Origin of the sequence: Pyrodictium delaneyi, from assembly GCF_001412615.1 — an archaeon.
GTDB lineage: Archaea > Thermoproteota > Thermoprotei_A > Sulfolobales > Pyrodictiaceae > Pyrodictium > Pyrodictium delaneyi.
Map to the genome: position 1 here is coordinate 1,994,239 of NZ_CP013011.1, position 17,242 is coordinate 2,011,480.

The window sequence follows — 17,242 nt, forward strand, 5'->3', positions numbered from 1 at the left end:
TCTATACAGCCTCCCCGCCTGGGCTTGGATGACGCGCCTTCGTATTAACTATGGCAGCTGGGTAGCCCGTTATCGCGAGTTTCGCGATGTTTTCCGGCAGCCCAAATGCTACTAGCATTGCATGCACTGTTCTGGGATGCCACATTTCCCACTTAGTCCTGGCACCACTAGTCACGACCAATGGGGCCTCGTATGCTGCTGCACGCCTCGCTATAATCATTGTACCGCGGAGGCCTGCACGTGGATCACCGCCGTGAAGTAGTGGTAGAAACCTGAGCTCAACAGCTGCCCCACCCTCGCGTAGCATAGCAGCTTGGCTCTTGTCCATATACCTGGCCATACCGGGTGAGAGTACTACTAGCCCTACTCGGGGATCCCTGGCAGCTAGTCTAACAGCTTCAGCTGACTTAGGCTTCACGGCTACTAGGTCGAAGTTCAGAGCTATTCTCTTCAGTATGTTGACTGTCTTGCCCCAGGAGTCGGCTTCGATTGTTACACGTGTTAGAGCCTCGATGCCCTCCTCTGTGAACACTCTAGCGTATTCACGTGCACGCTGAGGATCACTGTTCTCGATTGCTACGAGCCTATACCCCATTATCTTTGCGAGTGAAGCCATCTCCATAGCGTCGCGGAGGCTGCGCGGCTCGAGGGCTAGATCCATGGACTTCAAGATACGAGCCCCAGCTCCTTGAGAACATTTATGGCTTTGTCGAGGCGCGGAGTACCTCTAAGATTTATCATTACATGTATCACATCGTCACCGTCGTAGAATCTTAGCTCGCCTAGGAAGGCGTCTTGCTTGCTGAACCTTAGGTAGAACCTACCCTGCTTGGCATCATACCTGTTCTCCAGCATCATGGCAATGATCTTTTTGCTCTCTTTGTCGAGCCTCTCTGCTAGTCCACGTACAAACTCCTCCGCAGCATTACCTTCGAGCCTTACTACTATTCGCGTTATTGGGTTATTGTAGTGCCCCTCGAGCGTATATAGTGTAAATTCCACTTTTTCGTGGAGACTCTCTGGTACAATGTTGAGTATGGCTTGCTTAACCCGGTTGACATCCTCGGTTGCGTGTGCATGGGCAGCTATCTCTACCCTTATGACCTTGCTGGGCGCGGACATTGCCTCTTACCCCTCGTAAGTATGTGTCGTCAAGCCTGCTATCTTTCTCTACGTTACACCGGCCAGGTTCTATCAGACGTCGCCGGGCCTTCTTCAAGCCCACTACTCTCGAAGCATCTTTGACCATAAAATTCTTCAAGGACCATGCCTGGTCCGTTCTTCGCGTTACCGTACACGGCATGAGCCTGATACAGATGGATGTATGAGGGCAGAGCACGCGTCACTGAATGCAGGGCAAAGTAGTAGGAAGAACAGCGCTATCCTATTGCCAACAAGCATGCCAAAAACTTAGAGCTAGGATAACGATGCTGGAATAACATAGAAATGAATGTTATTGGAGGTCTCCGTGATGGTACTTTTCGCGTATCTCGTCTGGTGCGATGAGGCGGGCGCCACGGTGGGCCTCGTGGCGCTTCTTGAGCTTGCGCTCCTTCTGCTTCTTCTTCCACTTGTACTTGTGTGTACCACGTAGACCGCGTGTCTTTCTTAGACCGCGCATTTTCTTGCCAGCGCTTGTTAGGCCACGGAATACGCGGCCGCGGTGCTGTTTCTCGCATATCCATCCCAGGTCCTTGTCCCGGCACACGGCAGGGTGGCTGCGATCTACTAGTATGACCTCATACCACTTGTACTCGCCGTCCTCTGCCACATAGTAGCTGTTAAGCACCTCCATGTTGGGGTACTTTCTGGCTGCACGCTCCTCAGCTATCAGCCTCGTAGACTTTGCCGGCGCATAGCCATAGACACCCATCCTCTTAGGGCGACGGCCCTTGTTAGGCCTCGGCCTGTTTAGACCGCCCTTGCGCACACGCACCCGAACCACTATGATGCCCTGCTTGGCCTTGTATCCAAGGCTGCGAGCACGGTCAATACGGGTTGGCTTCTCGATGCGCACAACACTTGGCTGGCGACGCCACTCCATTAGCCGGCGCTTCCACAGCTGCACTAGCTCGGGTACCTCGTGACGCTGCTTCCATGTTTCCCTAAGATAGTGGTACAGACCGCGTGCCATTGCCTTCCCCTACCTACCCTATCGTGAGCCCGGGAACCGACTAGCCCTGCTCTCCCTATTAAAAACACTACAGCTCAGAGGTACCAGATTAGGCCTCCAGGCCTTTTGGCAACCCTTCGGCGGGGATGAAGACTTGCCCGCATCACGGAGCCTATGCGATCCCTCTACAAGGCTATGACGAAGTGTGCGCCCCGGCTGACCTCACACCATCCACGTCTCCGCTCGACCGTGAGTTGACTAGCCCTTCTTAGCCGCAGCAGCAACTATCTTGATTACATCATCGTCTCTTAGCTCGTAGTCCTCTCCTATGCGCGTCTTTGTCCGGGCATTTATTGCATAGAGGAACGTCTTCCCAAGATCGGTATGCACCATATAGGCTAGCTCGCGCGCCGTCGTCCCCCGTGGCACAAGGTAGGCATCGGGCAGAATTCTTCCACGACCATCCGTGAACTTGTTAGCGTCTTCAACAGGATACACTGTTATCATGCCAAGCAGCTCTAGGAATGTCTTGTTTATTGCCTCCTGCACCCCCGTAGATCCCCACTTCTTAAGTACACGCTCCCTTATGTACTCAAGTGCTTGGAGCTGTTTCCTTGACAGTTTTTCCTCGTCAACTATTTCGAAGTCACTATCGCCCGGTATGTACCTTATTACTCCAGCGCGCGCTGCCCGCCGCAGCGCGAGCTCTGCCGCCGCACTAGTAGGTACGACTATGTAGTCCTTGAGTTCCTTCTTCATACGCTTGATGTTGTCTTCCGCCTCCGGTATATCGGCCTTATTAGCAGCTATGAGCATCGGCTTTGACAGCCTTATCCCTTTAGCGAATCTCCTAAGATCCTCCCGGGTCCAGGACGTGAGCGACTTACCTGCAAGACCGGCATACTCTAGCGCTTTCTCTACATGGTATCTACGGATGCTTAGACCGCTAAGCCTCTGGGCAAGAGCCTCAACGATGTTAGCCCCCGTTGTGGAAACCTTCATAGCAAACCGGTCCCAGTCATTGAGCAAAATACCGTATATCCATTCTTCTAGCTCCTCTTCGAGCCACCTGACCTCCTCTACCGGGTCATATGTCCCCGGTGGAACCGGGTTCCCTGCAGCATCAGTAGAGCCAGAGGCATCTACCACCAGTATTATCGCGTCAGCCTGCCTTATGGCGTCAAGGAACCTGTTACCAAGACCTTTACCTTCATGCGCGCCCGGAATTAGACCTGGTATATCTATGAGCTTGACTGGTATGAAACGCCAACCGTCAGCACAGTAGCCGGATGCAGGGTCACAGCGAGGAAGCCCCAGCTCTACGTGGACGCACCGCTTTCTAACATACCCTACGCCAGTACTAGGCTCCAATGTAACGAAGGGTCTGTTACCGATCTCCACGGTGGCAAGTGTTGCAGCTGCGAAGAATGTTGACTTTCCAACGTTGGTCTTACCCACTATGCCTGCCTGTCTTTCGGGTGGCGGCAAGGCTCCTAGTACACCCGCCAAGGGAGTGTCTATAGATGTAGTTCTAAGGATGTTCCGGTTGCAAACCAGCCGGTAGGCGTTACCCGAGAGTATGAACATCATTCTCGGACACAGGGCTAGCTAGGGTACCCTACACTTACAACTATTGTAAGTCATACTAGGTAAAAACTCGTAAATGATGGTAGTAATATTGTTTCTTGAGCGTTCTAAGAGATCTAATAGTCTCCTACAATCTCTTCGTCGCTGAAGAATACCTTGTACTCGCGTTCAAAGGACTCCCTGCTGTCGCTTGCATGTATCACGTTAGCGCCTATGTCTAGCGCGAAGTCGCCACGTATGGTTCCTGGCGGTGCTTTTCTACCATCAGTTGGGCCTATCATCAGCCTCACTACTTCTACTGCGCTGTCACCCTCGAGTATCATGGCTACAACAGGGCCGCTTGTGATGAATTCTACTAGCTCCTCGAAGAATGGCTTACCGCGGTGCACCTCATAGAGTTTCTCGGCTTCCTCGCGTGTAAGCCACTTCATCTTTAGAGCCTTTATCTTGAGGCCTTTCCTCTCAAACCTGGCTATAATCTCGCCTACAAGGCCACGCTTAACTGCATCGGGCTTTATCATTACGAATGTACGCTCTACCGCCACGCTGAGCCACCCCTCGCGCTACGCTGGAAGACTCCTAGCGGGAGGGCTGCTGGGAGGGCTATAAGAGGACACTCTTAGTACATGGTATACGGTATCGTCTAGCGTCTTTACTGGGCCTGTGATAGAGTCTTGGGGTGGCCTTAGTGTTTGTAGACGATGTATGTAGAGCTGTTAGATCGTTTATGGCACGGCTAGGCGAGGGTGCGCGGAGGCTATTCCTACGTGGCGTAGCCGAGATGGAGAAGCATGAAGATGTAGCCGCTCTCTACCATTATGCTACGATGATAGAAAAAGATGCCTACATGGATAGCCCGACTGTCAGCTGGCCAGGCTTCTTCAAACAGTACTACTGTTCTAACCGTGTAGAGTTGCCGGAACCCCTCAGGCATAGCGGTGTAGACACTCTTTCCGCTATAAGGCTGCGCAGGAGCCGAAGAAGCTACAGTCCCGAGCCACTAAGCCTTCTAGAAATTTCTACAATACTATACCATGCTGTAGGTATACGGGGGTGGGACGGCGACTGGCCTCTAAGAGTCTACCCTAGTGCCGGAGGCCTACAACCGGTAGAAGCCTATCTAGTTGCAGAGCGCGTTGAAGGCCTCGAACCCGGCCTTTACCATTACATTCCTCTTACTCACTCTCTCTGCCTGCTTAGAAGTGGGAGTTACATGGACATCCTCTCGACTATAGCACTTGGCCAAGAGCACATTGTCGAGGCCCCAGCTGCGCTACTAATTACAGCTGTCTATGCTAGGACCGCTAGCAAGTATGCAGCCCGCTCCTATCGCTACATCCACCTCGACGCTGGGACAGTAGTTCAGAACGTGTACCTAGTAGCTGAAGCGCTGAAACTAGCTACCGTTGTTGTCGGTGCCTTCTACGACGAGGAACTATGTAGACTACTTAGCGTAGACTGCTACATTGAGATACCCATAGCTATCATGCCTATCGGGAAGCGGTTATGAAGCAGTGCCTCTCTAACCAAGCCCTCGGGAGGAGATCCGGGATGTCTGGTTGTATAGCTGTTCTCGGCTTGGGGCGCATGGGCTCAGCTATGGCGAGGAGGCTTGCCGAGAAAGGCTATAGCCTGGTTCTTTGGAACCGCACAGTGTCCAGGGCTAAGGTTCTCGCAGAAGAGCTTGGGGCCGAAGTTGTCGCCTCACCTCGCGAAGCTGCCGATGCATGTGAGTTCATACACATAGTTGTATCTGATGACGAGGCCTCGCTCGAGGTTTTATCAGGGAGCAACGGTGTAGCTACAAAACCGCTAACTGGCAAGATTGTATTTAATCACGCGACAGTTACACCCCGGCACAGCATTGTAGCAGACAGCATAGTGTCGCGTGCTGGCGGCATCTATGTAGAGGCTCCTGTTGCGGGAAATCCTCGGAATGCGCTCGAGGGCAGCCTAGTCATATTATGTAGCTCGAGAGCCGGGGAAAGGGTGTGCAATACTAAGCATCTACGCGACCTAGGCGACGTCGTCTACCTCGGCGAGCCTCCTAGGGCTGCCGCTGCTAAGCTGGCCTTCAACTTGTCATTCCTCTCCATAATAGCTGGGCTCGGAGAAGCATTCGCGCTAGTTGAGTCCTACGGACTTAGTGCTGATCTATTTGCAAGAGAGGTTCTGGGTAGGACATGGATTAAGACAATAGTAGAGCGGTATGGCGAGAGACTATGGCCTCGTGGAAAGGCGAGCTTTGTCGCCAGACTAGCCGGGAAGGACGCAAGGTACGCGTTCGAGGCTCTAACCGACGCGGGGCTGCCAGGCGGTGTAGCTGCCGCTGTGGCTAACCACTACGCCTTGATGACACTCATGGGGCAAGGCGAGGAAGATTACCCATCACTTGCAGGTTTCCTCGCAGAGCTTGCTAGGAGTAGGAATAGGAAAGGCAGGGACTAGCCTACATGGTGCCTGCTTTTATGGAATTCAAGGGGCTCGTCGCTATACTAGTGGCGGTTATAGCATGGAGCTTAGCTCCCGCCATAGTTAGTAGGGCATCGCTGAAAGTGAGGCGCGTAGACCCCTGGGCTTTTAATGGATGGCGGATGCTCGTCGCCGCCCTTGCAACAATACCGCTTGCCTACACCTACGAGGGCTTTCCGCTAACTACACCCTGGCTCGACCCTGTGTTCGAACTCGGTGTATGGCTAGGCGGGGTTCTTGGCACCATTCTAGGCGATGGCCTCTTCGTCTATAGTGTTAGCCGTATTGGTGCAAGTATAGCCATGCCTATTTCATATCTATTCGTGATATGGACTAGCCTATACGACTATATCCGGGGCGAGGCTGGCGTAAGCGTCCTCTTCGCCGCAGCACTTGCACTAGTAGGAATATGGACTGTGTCCACCAGCAGAGGAGGAAGGCTAGCACTACCCCACCGGGATAGATTATCCGCCATAGCTGCTGCCATAGCAACTTCCCTTATATGGGGGGCTAGCATGTATGCGTACCAGGCCGCATTGGACCGGGCCGGTTATCTAAGCGTAGCAAGTGCTAGAGCAGTATTCACAGTCCTCGTACTCCTCCGCCCGATACTTCTATGGAAAGACGCTCGCTATATAGCAGTAGAGATTGTGGCGAGCTCGCTACTAGGTTATGTTGTAGGTGCACTAGCATTCCTCGTGGCTCTTTCACTCATGCCTGCGAGCATTGTAGCCATAGGATTAGCACTCTCGCCTATAACGACGCAGCTCGTCGTCGCCCCAGTGGCAAAGGAGCATATTGAGCCACGGCTACTACTAGGCGGCGCATTGATAACAATAGCACTTATACTTGCAAGCATTTAGCATGAAACCACAATCATAACTCTGTGTAATAGCGTATTAGGGAAGATGCAAGGCCGACTGACCGTACGACTACCAGGGAGGACAAAAACATGCCTATAACACAGTGTCGCTGGCCAGGGCCGGCAATGTAATAGTTAGTGGCGCAGTCTTGTGTAGTGCTTTGTCCACTTTAGTTTACGGGGATCACGGCCCATCTTCCATAGCTTGAGGCACTTGCTGCTGCAGAACCATAGTATCGAGCCGTCGTTTTTCACGTACATTAGGCCAGTACCAGGCTCTATCTCGCGACCACAGTAAGTACAACTGTGTACTACCGGCATGGCCTATTACCTCCTCCTACCTAGCCTCCTGGCTTCACGCTCAGTCTCTCTTAGTATAACTATGTCGCCTAGCCTTACAGGGCCGAGGACGTTACGCGTCAGCACGCGACCCTTGTCACGGCCCTCAAGCACACGCACGCGCACTTGTATGACCTCACCGTGTACTCCGGTACGGCCTATTATTTGTATGACCTCGGCGGGGAAGCCTATCTCCTCGATAATGTTGAAGTCCTTGTCCCTGCGCTGGCTCAAGCCTCTCTAGCCCCCGCAGAGCCCCTAGCGAAAGCGGGCTATAAAACACAATGCCCCCAACAACCCTCGCCTCTGGGGGCGTTCTACATGGTACGCGAAGCTGTTGTCCACGCCCTCTCTAGGATACGCGGCATAAACCCCGAGGAGCTACTCTCTGGAGTTCCACACCATGCTGTTCTCACGGCGTTCTATGCAGCAAAGCTATGCGGGCTTGAAAACTGCAGCGAGGAGACAGCCGCCGTAGCCGCTCTAGCCTACAGCTATCCTCGCGTTACCACTATGATTGATAAACTCCCACACCACATAGCCCACCATGTACGCAAGGTGCTAGAAGAAGCAGAGGATGTACACCTACGCTCGCCCTCATCCCAGTACACGATGATAGTACTTGACGCCGATGTACTGGCACGTATAGGCGCACTATCACTGTTTAACCAGTTTACAGCATACCATGCAACCATAACAGATATGCTTCAGGCTGCACTCGACTCACTAAGCTATGCCGCCGCGTCCGATTACATAATATACACTCAATCAGCCAAGAAGCTAGCTAGCCGCATGAAACCACATACTATAGCCTACTTCAACTGGCTCGTGGAGGAGCTAGCTAACTTAGGCATAAAGGCTAGGCTGCGTACTGAGAGCACCGTAGGTGGCGTCGTCTCCTATATAGACCTACTCTCATGCCCATGCGGTGAAACTGTAGTCAAGGATATAGCTGTGAAGCCTACGGAGAAGTGTATGCGCTATACCTTACGCTACACGTGCAGGAGCTGCGATTTCAATGCAGAAGTGTCTACATGCATCCCCGAATCCACTAGGACAAGGTAGAACTCTCTATCAAGTCTCTATAAAACGGAACTAGTGTTTCTGACAGCAAAAATTATTTCATAGATGTGTTCTCTATAGGCAGATGTATCTAAGGTTAGGCAGCCTTAGCCTTTAGCTCATTTACAGCCTTTACTATCTCATCGACTAGGCTCTTGGCCTCGCCGGGGTCTATGATGCATGCGCTTGCTGCTGCCACCTCTATGCCTGCTGCCTCGCCTAGCCTCTTCTTGCTGGGCACGTATACGTAGGGTATCTTCTTCTCCTCGCATAGTAGTGGTAGATGCGCCACTATCTCTGGCGGATCTACGTCCTCAGCTATGAGTACTAGCTTTGCAAGGCCACGCTCTACACACTTGGTTGTCTCGTTGGTGCCCTTCTTTATCTTACCAGTCTTCCTAGCTATCTCGAGTGCCTGGTATGCCTTCTCAGCTAGCTCCTCGGGTACCTCGAACCTTACATAGAAGGGCTTGCTCATGGCTCATCCTCCTCCCGGTGCCTGGTCGTCGCCCAGGTATCTGGGCGTGTAGAGGAGCCACTACTGCTAGGGTTTACAAAACTAGCGGGCCTTGTCTTCAGGCGGTTACTCGTGCGCAAATACCATTACTACTTTCCTCACGGACCCGTCTTCCGTCTCCAGAGCGTCTACTCTTGCGAAGCCTATGCGTACTAGCTGCACTATGTCTCCTTGCTTTAGTTCTGCTGCTGCCTGCTCTACTATCCCGCGTCGCTGTATTAGGTCTAGACCTTCAGGTACTAGGAGCTCTATTTGGAGCGATGCGTCGCCCGGGATCCACTGTATTATAAGGGCCCGGTGCTTACGCGCATCCTCTAGGCCGAGGCTATGGAATCTAGCTCTTATCTTATCTCCTTCAATGTCTACTATTTCTACATTGAAAGCCTCCATGAGCCTTACAATACTGCCTTTCTTTAGTAGCTTCTTATCGCTCTGCGATATATAGACTGTTGCTGTTGGTCCTTCTAGGCTTATTCTTCTTGAACCTAGTTTGCCCGACGGATGATAGGGTATTTCAAATTCGCGTTTCTCCCATGGCAAGTTTTCTATAATCATTGGCGTCGGCGGTATGGCTGCCATTATTCTACGAGCTGTGGGGTCTACTATCACGCGGTTTGTGGCAGCTAGGTTGGTATAGCTTATACTTGCATCAGTGTACTTAACGCCTACATCTAGTATTAGTTTCCTTATAGCCTCAGCTGTTATTCCACGCCTCCTTAGACCAGCTATAGTCGCAAATCGTGGATCGTCTATTCCACTGCTGACGCCTTGGTCAAGGAGCTGCTTTAGTGCGGACTTGCTCATTATGAAGCCTTCAAGCTTTAAGCGTCCAAAGTGTACAACGTGTGGATACTTCCAGCCCATGTACTCGTATACGTACTTCTGCTTGATCGTGTTCTGCATATGCTCCTTGGCACGGAGTATGTGTGTTACACCCATTAGCCAGTCATCAACGCCGGCTGCGAAGTTGTAGGTAGGCCAGACGATGTAGCGATCGCCGACTAGCGGGTGAGGATAGCGGCTTGTATCGATTATCCGGAATGCTACCCAGTCGCGGACGCTCGGGTCTGGGTGATTTGGATCAGTCTTTATCCTAACGACTGCCTCGCCCTCGGCGAAGCGCCCTTCAAGCATCTGGTCCCATAGTTCTAGGTTCTCCTCTGCTGTACGTAGCCGGGGCGGGTACTCGGAGAGCTTGCCAGAGTTACGGTATTTCCTAAACTCTTCACCCGGCTTATCATCTACATAGGCGTGGCCTTTCTCTAGAAGCTCCTTTATAATCTGGTAGTATATTGGCATGCGTAGGCTCTGTATGTATTCCTCGTCCCAGCGGATGCCTAGCCACTCTAGATCCTGCTTTATCAGCTCGTATGCCTCGGGTAGCGGGGTCTTTGTACGGGGATCCGTGTCCTCGAATCGAAGTATCATCTTCCCCTTGTATATCACCTTGTACTCGTAACTGAGTATAGCCGGCCTCGCATTGCCAAGGTGTATCACGAAGTCAGGGTTAGGCGCAAAGCGTGTAACAATTTTGCCCTCCTCTGCCCCGGGGAGCGGAGGTAGCGTCTTCTCCTGCTCCTTAGGCTTGCTGAGCTTCTCTAGCACCCAGCTATACTTCTCTTCGAGTAGCCTCTTCTGCTCATCCAAAGAGAGCTTGTTTACCTCAGCTACGACCTCGCGTACTATCGCCACTATCTCACGGGCATGAGGCCTTAGCTCGGGCTTTTCAGCCATAATCTTGCCCATTACGGGACCTACAGCAGCACGCCCACCGTGTTCAACAGCATTGACAAGCGCGTAAGCTCTTGCTAGCTCGCGCAGTTCGTCAGGATTGTACTTCAATCTCCTTTACCACCTCCCGCGGCGCTACCAAGACTATGTTCCTATCCGGCCCGGATTCAGGCGAAGAGTAGATGTACACTATAACACCTTCCACATGGCTTCTAATATGACGCACCTCAAACTTCCGTGTCGCTATAAAGCCTATAGTATCCTCAATACCGACCTTGCTGCCCTCACACACCTCTACGGCTACACGCATTCCCTCTAGAGGTATAGGCTCAACGTAGCTTCCAGCCTCTACTAGGAGTCCACGCCGATAGTCCGGCGGAAGTACCACTATGAAGCTCCTTGTACATTTCTTGGCGACAAGGTCTACTATACTGTCGAGTTCCACGCCATATATCGCCTTTCCAAAACATCTAGCATCCTTTGGACACTCCATAGAACGTTTTGCTATACTGTCCCTTAATACTAGGAACTCGTCAGAATCCAGGCCCTCTATAAATAATTGGGGAATAAGGTAGGGTGATTTGTGACAGCCCTCGACCTGCTCCGACACGCCTGTGCTACCTCGTACGGGATACCGCAAATCTCGCAAGCTCTTCAAGCATTTCCCTGTACTCGTTCTCCGGAAGCACCTTTAACGCTGCTAGGGCTTGTTCGACATACCGGCGTGCCAGCTCCTCAGCATACTCTATGCCACCAGCCTCCTTTATGAGCTTGGCTGCCTCTTCAAGTTCTTCGCGGCCTGCATCGCGGTTTCCAAGCACTTTTTCAAGCTTCTCGCGCGCATCACCCTCGAGCTTGCTTAGAGCGTACAGTATTGGCAGAGTCTTTTTCCCCTCTCTTATGTCGCTATAGATGGGCTTACCTAGCTCACTTTCTTCACCTGCAATACCCAGTATGTCGTCACGTATCTGGAATGCTATGCCAAGACTCTTACCGTAGCTTGCAAGCGACGATAGTATGTTCTCGTCACTTGTAGCTACGAGGCCGCCAAGGACCGCAGATGCTTCGAAGAGGGCTCCTGTCTTTTTATATATCATCTTGAGGTAATCCTCTACGTCTACATACTCTTCTTCCTCGAACATCATATCCATTGCCTGACCTTCGGCTACGATAGAGGACGCTTGTGCTAACACACGTACAGCTTTTGCTACTCTCTCAGCTGGTACACCCTTGTCACGTGCGTCTGTTAACGCCTCAAACGCCTTGGCATAGAGCAAGTCACCAGCCGTTATAGCTAGAGGTTCGCCCCATAGCTTGTGCACTGTCGGCACGCCTCGACGAAAATCGTCACGGTCCATTATATCGTCGTGAACTAGGGTGAAGTTGTGAACCAGCTCGACAGCTGCTGCAAATGGGAGAGCCTTCTCGGCTTCCTCTCCTAGGGCTTCTGTTGTAGCTACAACAATGACAGGGCGTAGTCTCTTACCACCAGCTCTTATAAGGTGGAGTGCAGCATTATATAGCTCTTCGGGCTCGCCATGGACACGTGCATAAATGTAGCCGTCAACGAGCCCTGCTACTCTTGTTATATAGCTGCGCAGCCTCTCGGAGAGCTGAGTCAAGACCGTCTTAACCTCCTAGAGCCTATATCCGAGGCTACGGGGTAGGCGAGCAGCCACTACCGAGCTTGAATAACAACCGGGGGCCATTAAGGTATAACTCAGCGCTAATCCCCCGTGCTTCCATGAGGCTTAGCAACCGCTGGCCTAGTATTATGTTGGTGCTCCGCAACTCTGCAAGATCCTTTGAACCAGTTAGAAACATTGCTATCCTGAGCTCCATTATCATCCTCTTAAGGAGGTTTAGGATCGCGTGTCCACCTCCCTGCACATATGCATTTATGACGGGTAAGGCTAGCCCTGCAACATCCGCCCCGAGAGCTATGGCCTTGGCGACATCAAGACCCGATCTTATGCCACCACTGGCTATTATACAAGCATCTGGCGCAGCCCATCTAGTCTCAACAATGGCTTGTGCAGTTGGCACTCCAAAACCAGAGAATGTTGACGCTGCAGCGGCTAGTAATTCGTCGCCTTTTGCTCGAGCTCTGTACTGTTCTACTTTTACCCAGCTCGTACCACCGGCACCCGCTACGTCTATGATTTTTATACCCACTGCCCTTAGCAGAGTAGCCGCCTCTAGACCTATGCCATGACCGGTCTCCTTGACTATTATCGGCTTTCCCAGTACGTCTGCTAGTTCTCTTATCTTGTCTACCACACCAACATAATCTGTATCGCCTTCTGGCTGAAAAGCCTCCTGTGCAGCATTAAGATGTATTGCCACAGCGTCAGCATCAATCATTTCTATTGCCTTTGTTAACTCTTTAATGCCATAACCTTTGACTAATTGTGGCGCACCTATATTGGCAACTATCACTGCTGAAGGAGCACATTTACGCACAATAGAGAACGTATAGGCTAGGTTTGGATTCTCTATTGCTGCACGTTGACTACCAACACCCATCATAAGCCCTAGCTCTTCAACAGCTTTAGCAATAGCACAGTTTATCTCAGCTGCAACAGCATGTCCACCAGTCATACCGGTAACCATTATTGGCGCTGACAGCCTCTTTCCAAGAAACTCGATGCTTGTGTCGATATCGTTGAGAGACGTCTCGGGAAGCGCTTTGTATACAAGCACTACATCATCGAGCAATGCTGAAGTCCAATCATGGTCTACACGACTGTCGACGGTTATTCTGATATGATCAAGCTTCCTAGGCGATGTAGTCGCCATTTTAGCCACCTTTTACTACGCCATAATTGTTATCAAGGGATAGTCTGATTGTACTACTCATAAACCATAAACAAATACGCACGGGTAATGGTTCCGTGCCGCCTAGAGTATAATACGTGTTCCACAACCATACCCCATTAGTGCCGCATATGTGTTCCCTTCGCGTAAGCCATTCGTTACTATTATTTCTCTCACGGCAGGGCATTTGTTCAACTTTATAGCGTCCAGCTTCCTCCTAATCCCTCCAGTCACGTCAACCTTATCACTTGCTTCACGATTAGCTACATTACCATGCTCTAGCTCATCCACATGAATTTCGTCTATTATTTTCCCGTCAGCAGCGATAACACCATCCACATCAGTTATGTAGATTACTGACGAGCTGCCGATGCTACACGCCATTTCTATTGCCAGTTCGTCACCGGAGACTATACACCAGTCCTTGCCACACGCATAGACGTCGCCGTAGACTACCGGGGTGATGCCCAGTTCCATGTCACGTCTGATGTAGCTCCAGTTACATCTGGGCATCAGTCCTTCAGGATTACAGAAGCTGTGAGGCGGATATATCACGGGTTTTACTCCCTTAGATGCCAGTATGTCTGCTACAGCTAGCGCTAGTTCAAGCATATACATTGTTACTAGGGAGAGAGCGTCAGCGGGCGGGGCTTCTAGAGATCGAGCATTTGATGCCGCCACATGACCATAGCTTCCTCCTCCAAGAACAATGCCTACTTTGATACCCTTCTCTATGGCTGCTGCTATTTCTCCTGCTACACGCTCAGCAACGTGGTAGTTGAGTTTGAACGTCTTCTTGTCTGTTAATACACTGCCACCTATCTTTATAACACGAACTCGAGTATGTCGCCCAACCCCGTCCCGGGTTTGCATATCCCATATACCCTCTGAAGCGATGGTGTCCATTTACAGTCTGCACGTGGTGTTTCAACACCGTAGAGGAGATAGAATACCGCGTTATCCGCACGCTGAACGAGCTTAAAGACGTCCTCCCTGCTTTCTCTCAGACGTTGTACAGCTTCTAGCACTGCTAGCCCGCTTAGCCTAGTAAGGGCAGAGAGAAGTGGATCACCTAGAACTTCTACTACTTCTTCTCCTATGTCTTCCTCGCCTACGAGCTCTAGTTCTAGCCTCGTACCCGTGGAGAGTTCTACCGGTTCCTCACCACGTCGGTAAACTATGCTCTTGCCTAGCATTATGGCTTCTCTGAGCCCATCTATGTAGTCTAGGCCAACGCCGGCCTCGTCGTCGATGCTGCTGGCAGAATCAAGCATCTCGCGCGAGTCGAGTTCGTAGCCTGCAGCCTCTACAACGCTCTTAACTATAGCTAGAGTCGTTGCTGCATATATTGATGCAGCTGGTGGATACGCTATCGCGTCACTAGTCCTTATTACTATGGATGCCTTTATGGGCTGCTCAAGTCTAGCCGCTAGGGTGTCCACAAACGACTTTACAGCTATATCGTAGCGCCATCCAAGCCTAACACCGTCTATGGTTGTCGATGTTGTCTCGCTTTCCTCAACCTCGACATCTATAGAGAAAACCGGGTTAGGAGTAATGAGTACTATATAGGGGTTTATCTTACCTGGTATGGGCACCCCCGCAAACACCAATGCCAACGGGAACTCGTACACTGCTAGCTACACACCCCGCTATAGCTGGCTCTACTAGCATCATTCCCATGCTGCATAAAGACTCTAGTACACCTGGATAGCTGCATAGCCTACGACGCTGCTCTTATCGCCTGCAACATCACCGCTGGTAGCGTATCTGAGGAGTTTTGCTGCTGTAGCCCCAGCTCCACGTGCGTAGTAGAGCATAGCCATTACTGGGCCAGGTCCACACATGCTTATGCCGTGTTCCTGTACGACCTGGTAGAGCTTCTCAGGGCTTAGAGCGAGTATAGCATCTATTGCAAGTTTATCCTTGGCTGCAGCTACGTCGTGTGGTTCGTAGTGGGTAAAGTCACTACTAGCTAGCACAACTACGTCGCGCCCAGTAGCCTCCACTGCCTCCAGTATTGCTTTGCCAAGATCCTCGGCTACCTCGGGAGTCTGCTCATATACTACTATAGGGACTATGCGAAAGCGGCTTTCGAATAAATATTGAAGGAATGGTACTTGTACCTCAACACTATGCTCGTAAAGGTGAGCCTTCTCATCGGGTACCGCATAACTACTAGCATCTATTATGGCACGGGATAACTCTGCGTCAACCTCAACCTCACCAAGCGGTGTGACCCAGACTCCCCTTGGGTACACTGATACTATTTCTCCCAGTCCAGTATGGTTCGGACCTATGATAATGTACGTCTCTGCCGCCCCCTCAGCCGCTATCTGGAAATAAGCGTTAGCCGCTACGGGACCGCTATACATGTAGCCCGCATGAGGTACTACGAAGCCCTTACTTGCTGGCCGTCTTTCATCACTAACTAATGGTAGCTTGCCGGGGCCCAGAGGATGCCGGAAAGCCCACTCTATTTGTGCCCGAAGAGCTTCTGGATCAGCTTCGTAGAACATGCCAGCAACTGCTGGTAGCCTCTTATCACCAATAATACGGCCAGAATAGATGGCCATGCCAGCCCACCACATATCTTTGAGGAAGCCCCTGTTACGAATCTATACCGCTAGGCAAGTAATTGTATTTCCGCCGAGACATTGGATCATAGGTAGAGCTGCAGAGTTTATACAGGGAATCCGACGGGATGTTCTGAAAGCCGACAGACCAATGTGGCCCCAAGGGGCTTAATTATAACCGGGTAGAAAGAGTGATGAAATGTGTCTGTTCTAAAATTCTTGTCCAGCGTTCTTAGCGGCGACGTACCTTGAACTCAAACGCCTCCGGAGGCTCAGGCAGATCCTGGTCCGGCTGCAGCTTACCTTGCTCTCTGAGTATCTCTCTTGTTAGTATCCAATATGTTAGCGCCAGACTCCTCCTACCCTTGTTGTTAACGGGTATAACTAGATCTATGTTCTCTATACGGTTATCCGTGTCGGCAAGCGCTACTGTTGGTATACCCATACGAGCTGCCTCGTCTACCGCTTGACTATCGGCACGTGGATCACTTATTATTATTACATCAGGTTCTATGTACCATTCGAGGCTAGGGTTGGTAAATGTACCTGGCAGGATTCTACCTGTTAGAGCCTTACAGCCTATGTATGTACAGAACTTTTGAACCGGCCTCTGACCATACTGCCTAACGGATACAGCGACTATTTTGGAGGGGTCGAAACGTGCTAGGAACTTTGCTGCCACTCTAAGCCTCTCATCAGTCTTTCTGATGTCAAGTATGTATAGTCCATCAGGCCTAACACGGTATACGAACTTCCTCATATACGCTGTACATATATGTGTACCTATGTGCATACCTGCTGAGAGGTATCGCTCAAGAGGCACCAGTAGCTCGACTGTCCTACCGCCGATCTCGACCTGCTGACGGCCTAGCTCCTGACTCACAACCATACACCCCGCGTCATCCGTGCCTGGATAGAGGGCTAATATAAGCCTGGCAGCTTGCAAGAGACAAGGTTAGATAGTTATAGTACACGTTTAAATCTACGTACCTCATATATTGCGGGTACATGCGCCAGGAGTGTCCTCCTACAACAATACCTCTTAATGCCGAGGTCATCCAATACCCTACCTGGCTCTTCGCCGCCTTCTACGCGCTTACGGAAATCCTCCCAGTACTGGGCAAGGGGTGTTCCACAAGTGAAACAACGAACAGGAACTATCAAGG

The 17,242-nt window shown here is 51.3% G+C and carries 21 protein-coding genes; 4 read left to right on the forward strand and 17 right to left on the reverse strand.

Annotated features, from left to right (window positions below):
- Nucleotide 1: 1 nt before the first annotated feature.
- From Pyrde_RS10130 to ndk, 5 genes are all read right to left on the reverse strand, one after another.
- Nucleotides 2-661 carry an RNase P subunit p30 family protein gene (locus Pyrde_RS10130; RefSeq protein WP_231656846.1) on the reverse strand — a complete coding sequence of 220 codons (660 nt, stop codon included), beginning with the start codon at nucleotides 659-661 and terminating at the stop codon, nucleotides 2-4.
- 5 nt (nucleotides 662-666) lie between these two features.
- Nucleotides 667-1,122, reverse strand: a complete 456-nt coding sequence (locus tag Pyrde_RS10135; protein ID WP_055410469.1) for an RNA-binding domain-containing protein — start codon at nucleotides 1,120-1,122, stop codon at nucleotides 667-669.
- 331 nt (nucleotides 1,123-1,453) lie between these two features.
- Nucleotides 1,454-2,134, reverse strand: a complete 681-nt coding sequence (locus Pyrde_RS10140; RefSeq protein WP_055410471.1) for a 50S ribosomal protein L15e — start codon at nucleotides 2,132-2,134, stop codon at nucleotides 1,454-1,456.
- 237 nt (nucleotides 2,135-2,371) lie between these two features.
- Nucleotides 2,372-3,601 carry a redox-regulated ATPase YchF gene (locus Pyrde_RS10145; RefSeq protein ID WP_055410960.1) on the reverse strand — a complete coding sequence of 410 codons (1,230 nt, stop codon included), beginning with the start codon at nucleotides 3,599-3,601 and terminating at the stop codon, nucleotides 2,372-2,374.
- Nucleotides 3,602-3,816: 215 nt separating this feature from the next.
- Nucleotides 3,817-4,245 (reverse strand): nucleoside-diphosphate kinase, encoded by a 429-nt coding sequence (gene ndk, locus Pyrde_RS10150; protein ID WP_055410473.1) that lies wholly within the window; start codon nucleotides 4,243-4,245, stop codon nucleotides 3,817-3,819.
- Between the two features lie 143 nt (nucleotides 4,246-4,388).
- On the opposite strand from ndk, the gene Pyrde_RS10155 reads away from it, so the two are divergent.
- The 3 genes from Pyrde_RS10155 to Pyrde_RS10165 are packed head-to-tail and all read left to right on the forward strand — an operon-like array spanning nucleotide 4,389 to nucleotide 7,035.
- Nucleotides 4,389-5,210 carry a SagB/ThcOx family dehydrogenase gene (locus tag Pyrde_RS10155; protein WP_231656746.1) on the forward strand — a complete coding sequence of 274 codons (822 nt, stop codon included), beginning with the start codon at nucleotides 4,389-4,391 and terminating at the stop codon, nucleotides 5,208-5,210.
- 41 nt (nucleotides 5,211-5,251) lie between these two features.
- Nucleotides 5,252-6,148, forward strand: a complete 897-nt coding sequence (locus Pyrde_RS10160) for an NAD(P)-dependent oxidoreductase (protein ID WP_180385449.1) — start codon at nucleotides 5,252-5,254, stop codon at nucleotides 6,146-6,148.
- A 5-nt stretch (nucleotides 6,149-6,153) separates the two neighbouring features.
- Nucleotides 6,154-7,035, forward strand: a complete 882-nt coding sequence (locus Pyrde_RS10165; RefSeq protein ID WP_055410477.1) for a DMT family transporter — start codon at nucleotides 6,154-6,156, stop codon at nucleotides 7,033-7,035.
- 134 nt (nucleotides 7,036-7,169) lie between these two features.
- Here Pyrde_RS10165 and Pyrde_RS10170 read toward each other — a convergent pair whose 3' ends face one another.
- Together Pyrde_RS10170 and Pyrde_RS10175 are read right to left on the reverse strand one after the other, a co-directional pair.
- Entirely contained in the window at nucleotides 7,170-7,355 is a 186-nt protein-coding gene (locus Pyrde_RS10170; RefSeq protein ID WP_055410479.1) for a 50S ribosomal protein L24e, read from the reverse strand.
- Between the two features lie 6 nt (nucleotides 7,356-7,361).
- Nucleotides 7,362-7,607: a 30S ribosomal protein S28e gene (locus Pyrde_RS10175; protein WP_055410481.1), complete on the reverse strand. Its 246-nt coding sequence runs from the start codon at nucleotides 7,605-7,607 to the stop codon at nucleotides 7,362-7,364.
- A gap of 87 nt (nucleotides 7,608-7,694) precedes the next feature.
- Here Pyrde_RS10175 and Pyrde_RS10180 point away from each other — a divergent pair, with 87 nt between their 5' ends.
- On the forward strand, nucleotides 7,695-8,438 hold the full coding sequence (locus tag Pyrde_RS10180) for a hypothetical protein (protein ID WP_055410483.1): 744 nt from the start codon (nucleotides 7,695-7,697) through the stop codon (nucleotides 8,436-8,438).
- Between the two features lie 94 nt (nucleotides 8,439-8,532).
- On the opposite strand, the gene rpl7ae is transcribed toward Pyrde_RS10180, so the two are convergent.
- The 10 genes from rpl7ae to Pyrde_RS10515 all read right to left on the reverse strand — a co-directional run bounded on the left by rpl7ae (nucleotide 8,533) and on the right by Pyrde_RS10515 (nucleotide 17,240).
- The gene (gene rpl7ae, locus Pyrde_RS10185; protein ID WP_055410485.1) at nucleotides 8,533-8,913 is read right to left on the reverse strand and encodes a 50S ribosomal protein L7Ae; all 381 of its coding nucleotides are present in this window, start codon (nucleotides 8,911-8,913) and stop codon (nucleotides 8,533-8,535) included.
- A gap of 105 nt (nucleotides 8,914-9,018) precedes the next feature.
- Entirely contained in the window at nucleotides 9,019-10,794 is a 1,776-nt protein-coding gene (locus tag Pyrde_RS10190) for a glutamate--tRNA ligase (protein WP_231656747.1), read from the reverse strand.
- The gene (locus Pyrde_RS10195; protein ID WP_055410487.1) at nucleotides 10,778-11,293 is read right to left on the reverse strand and encodes a DUF2118 family protein; all 516 of its coding nucleotides are present in this window, start codon (nucleotides 11,291-11,293) and stop codon (nucleotides 10,778-10,780) included. The genes Pyrde_RS10190 and Pyrde_RS10195 overlap by 17 nt, the downstream gene beginning before the upstream one ends.
- A 7-nt stretch (nucleotides 11,294-11,300) precedes the next feature.
- Entirely contained in the window at nucleotides 11,301-12,305 is a 1,005-nt protein-coding gene (locus tag Pyrde_RS10200; protein WP_055410489.1) for a polyprenyl synthetase family protein, read from the reverse strand.
- A 34-nt stretch (nucleotides 12,306-12,339) separates the two neighbouring features.
- Nucleotides 12,340-13,482: a type 2 isopentenyl-diphosphate Delta-isomerase gene (fni, locus tag Pyrde_RS10205; protein ID WP_055410491.1), complete on the reverse strand. Its 1,143-nt coding sequence runs from the start codon at nucleotides 13,480-13,482 to the stop codon at nucleotides 12,340-12,342.
- Nucleotides 13,483-13,584: 102 nt separating this feature from the next.
- Nucleotides 13,585-14,373 (reverse strand): isopentenyl phosphate kinase, encoded by a 789-nt coding sequence (locus Pyrde_RS10210; RefSeq protein WP_055410493.1) that lies wholly within the window; start codon nucleotides 14,371-14,373, stop codon nucleotides 13,585-13,587.
- Nucleotides 14,325-15,098: a hypothetical protein gene (locus Pyrde_RS10215; protein WP_180385448.1), complete on the reverse strand. Its 774-nt coding sequence runs from the start codon at nucleotides 15,096-15,098 to the stop codon at nucleotides 14,325-14,327. The genes Pyrde_RS10210 and Pyrde_RS10215 overlap by 49 nt, the downstream gene beginning before the upstream one ends.
- Nucleotides 15,099-15,197: 99 nt before the next feature.
- Nucleotides 15,198-16,076 carry an AmmeMemoRadiSam system protein B gene (gene amrB, locus Pyrde_RS10220; RefSeq protein ID WP_055410963.1) on the reverse strand — a complete coding sequence of 293 codons (879 nt, stop codon included), beginning with the start codon at nucleotides 16,074-16,076 and terminating at the stop codon, nucleotides 15,198-15,200.
- Between the two features lie 232 nt (nucleotides 16,077-16,308).
- A complete protein-coding gene (gene rpsB / locus Pyrde_RS10225; protein ID WP_055410964.1) occupies nucleotides 16,309-16,965 on the reverse strand; it encodes a 30S ribosomal protein S2 in 657 nt (218 codons plus the stop codon).
- Between the two features lie 74 nt (nucleotides 16,966-17,039).
- Complete coding sequence (locus tag Pyrde_RS10515; RefSeq protein WP_082419630.1) at nucleotides 17,040-17,240, reverse strand: DNA-directed RNA polymerase subunit N; 201 nt, start codon at nucleotides 17,238-17,240, stop codon at nucleotides 17,040-17,042.
- Between the last annotated feature and the right edge of the window lie 2 nt (nucleotides 17,241-17,242).

What these genes read in the sequence shown, in the direction of transcription:
- Pyrde_RS10160 (WP_180385449.1), top strand. Translation starts at nt 5,252, where the DNA reads ATGTCTGGTTGTATAGCTGTTCTCGGCTTGGGGCGCATGGGCTCAGCT.
- Pyrde_RS10210 (WP_055410493.1), bottom strand. Translation starts at nt 14,373, where the DNA reads ATGCAAACCCGGGACGGGGTTGGGCGACATACTCGAGTTCGTGTTATA.
- Pyrde_RS10140 (WP_055410471.1), bottom strand. Translation starts at nt 2,134, where the DNA reads ATGGCACGCGGTCTGTACCACTATCTTAGGGAAACATGGAAGCAGCGT.
- amrB (WP_055410963.1), bottom strand. Translation starts at nt 16,076, where the DNA reads ATGGCCATCTATTCTGGCCGTATTATTGGTGATAAGAGGCTACCAGCA.
- Pyrde_RS10170 (WP_055410479.1), bottom strand. Translation starts at nt 7,355, where the DNA reads ATGCCGGTAGTACACAGTTGTACTTACTGTGGTCGCGAGATAGAGCCT.
- rpl7ae (WP_055410485.1), bottom strand. Translation starts at nt 8,913, where the DNA reads ATGAGCAAGCCCTTCTATGTAAGGTTCGAGGTACCCGAGGAGCTAGCT.
- Pyrde_RS10165 (WP_055410477.1), top strand. Translation starts at nt 6,154, where the DNA reads ATGGTGCCTGCTTTTATGGAATTCAAGGGGCTCGTCGCTATACTAGTG.
- rpsB (WP_055410964.1), bottom strand. Translation starts at nt 16,965, where the DNA reads ATGGTTGTGAGTCAGGAGCTAGGCCGTCAGCAGGTCGAGATCGGCGGT.
- Pyrde_RS10180 (WP_055410483.1), top strand. Translation starts at nt 7,695, where the DNA reads ATGGTACGCGAAGCTGTTGTCCACGCCCTCTCTAGGATACGCGGCATA.
- Pyrde_RS10135 (WP_055410469.1), bottom strand. Translation starts at nt 1,122, where the DNA reads ATGTCCGCGCCCAGCAAGGTCATAAGGGTAGAGATAGCTGCCCATGCA.
- Pyrde_RS10130 (WP_231656846.1), bottom strand. Translation starts at nt 661, where the DNA reads ATGGATCTAGCCCTCGAGCCGCGCAGCCTCCGCGACGCTATGGAGATG.
- fni (WP_055410491.1), bottom strand. Translation starts at nt 13,482, where the DNA reads ATGGCGACTACATCGCCTAGGAAGCTTGATCATATCAGAATAACCGTC.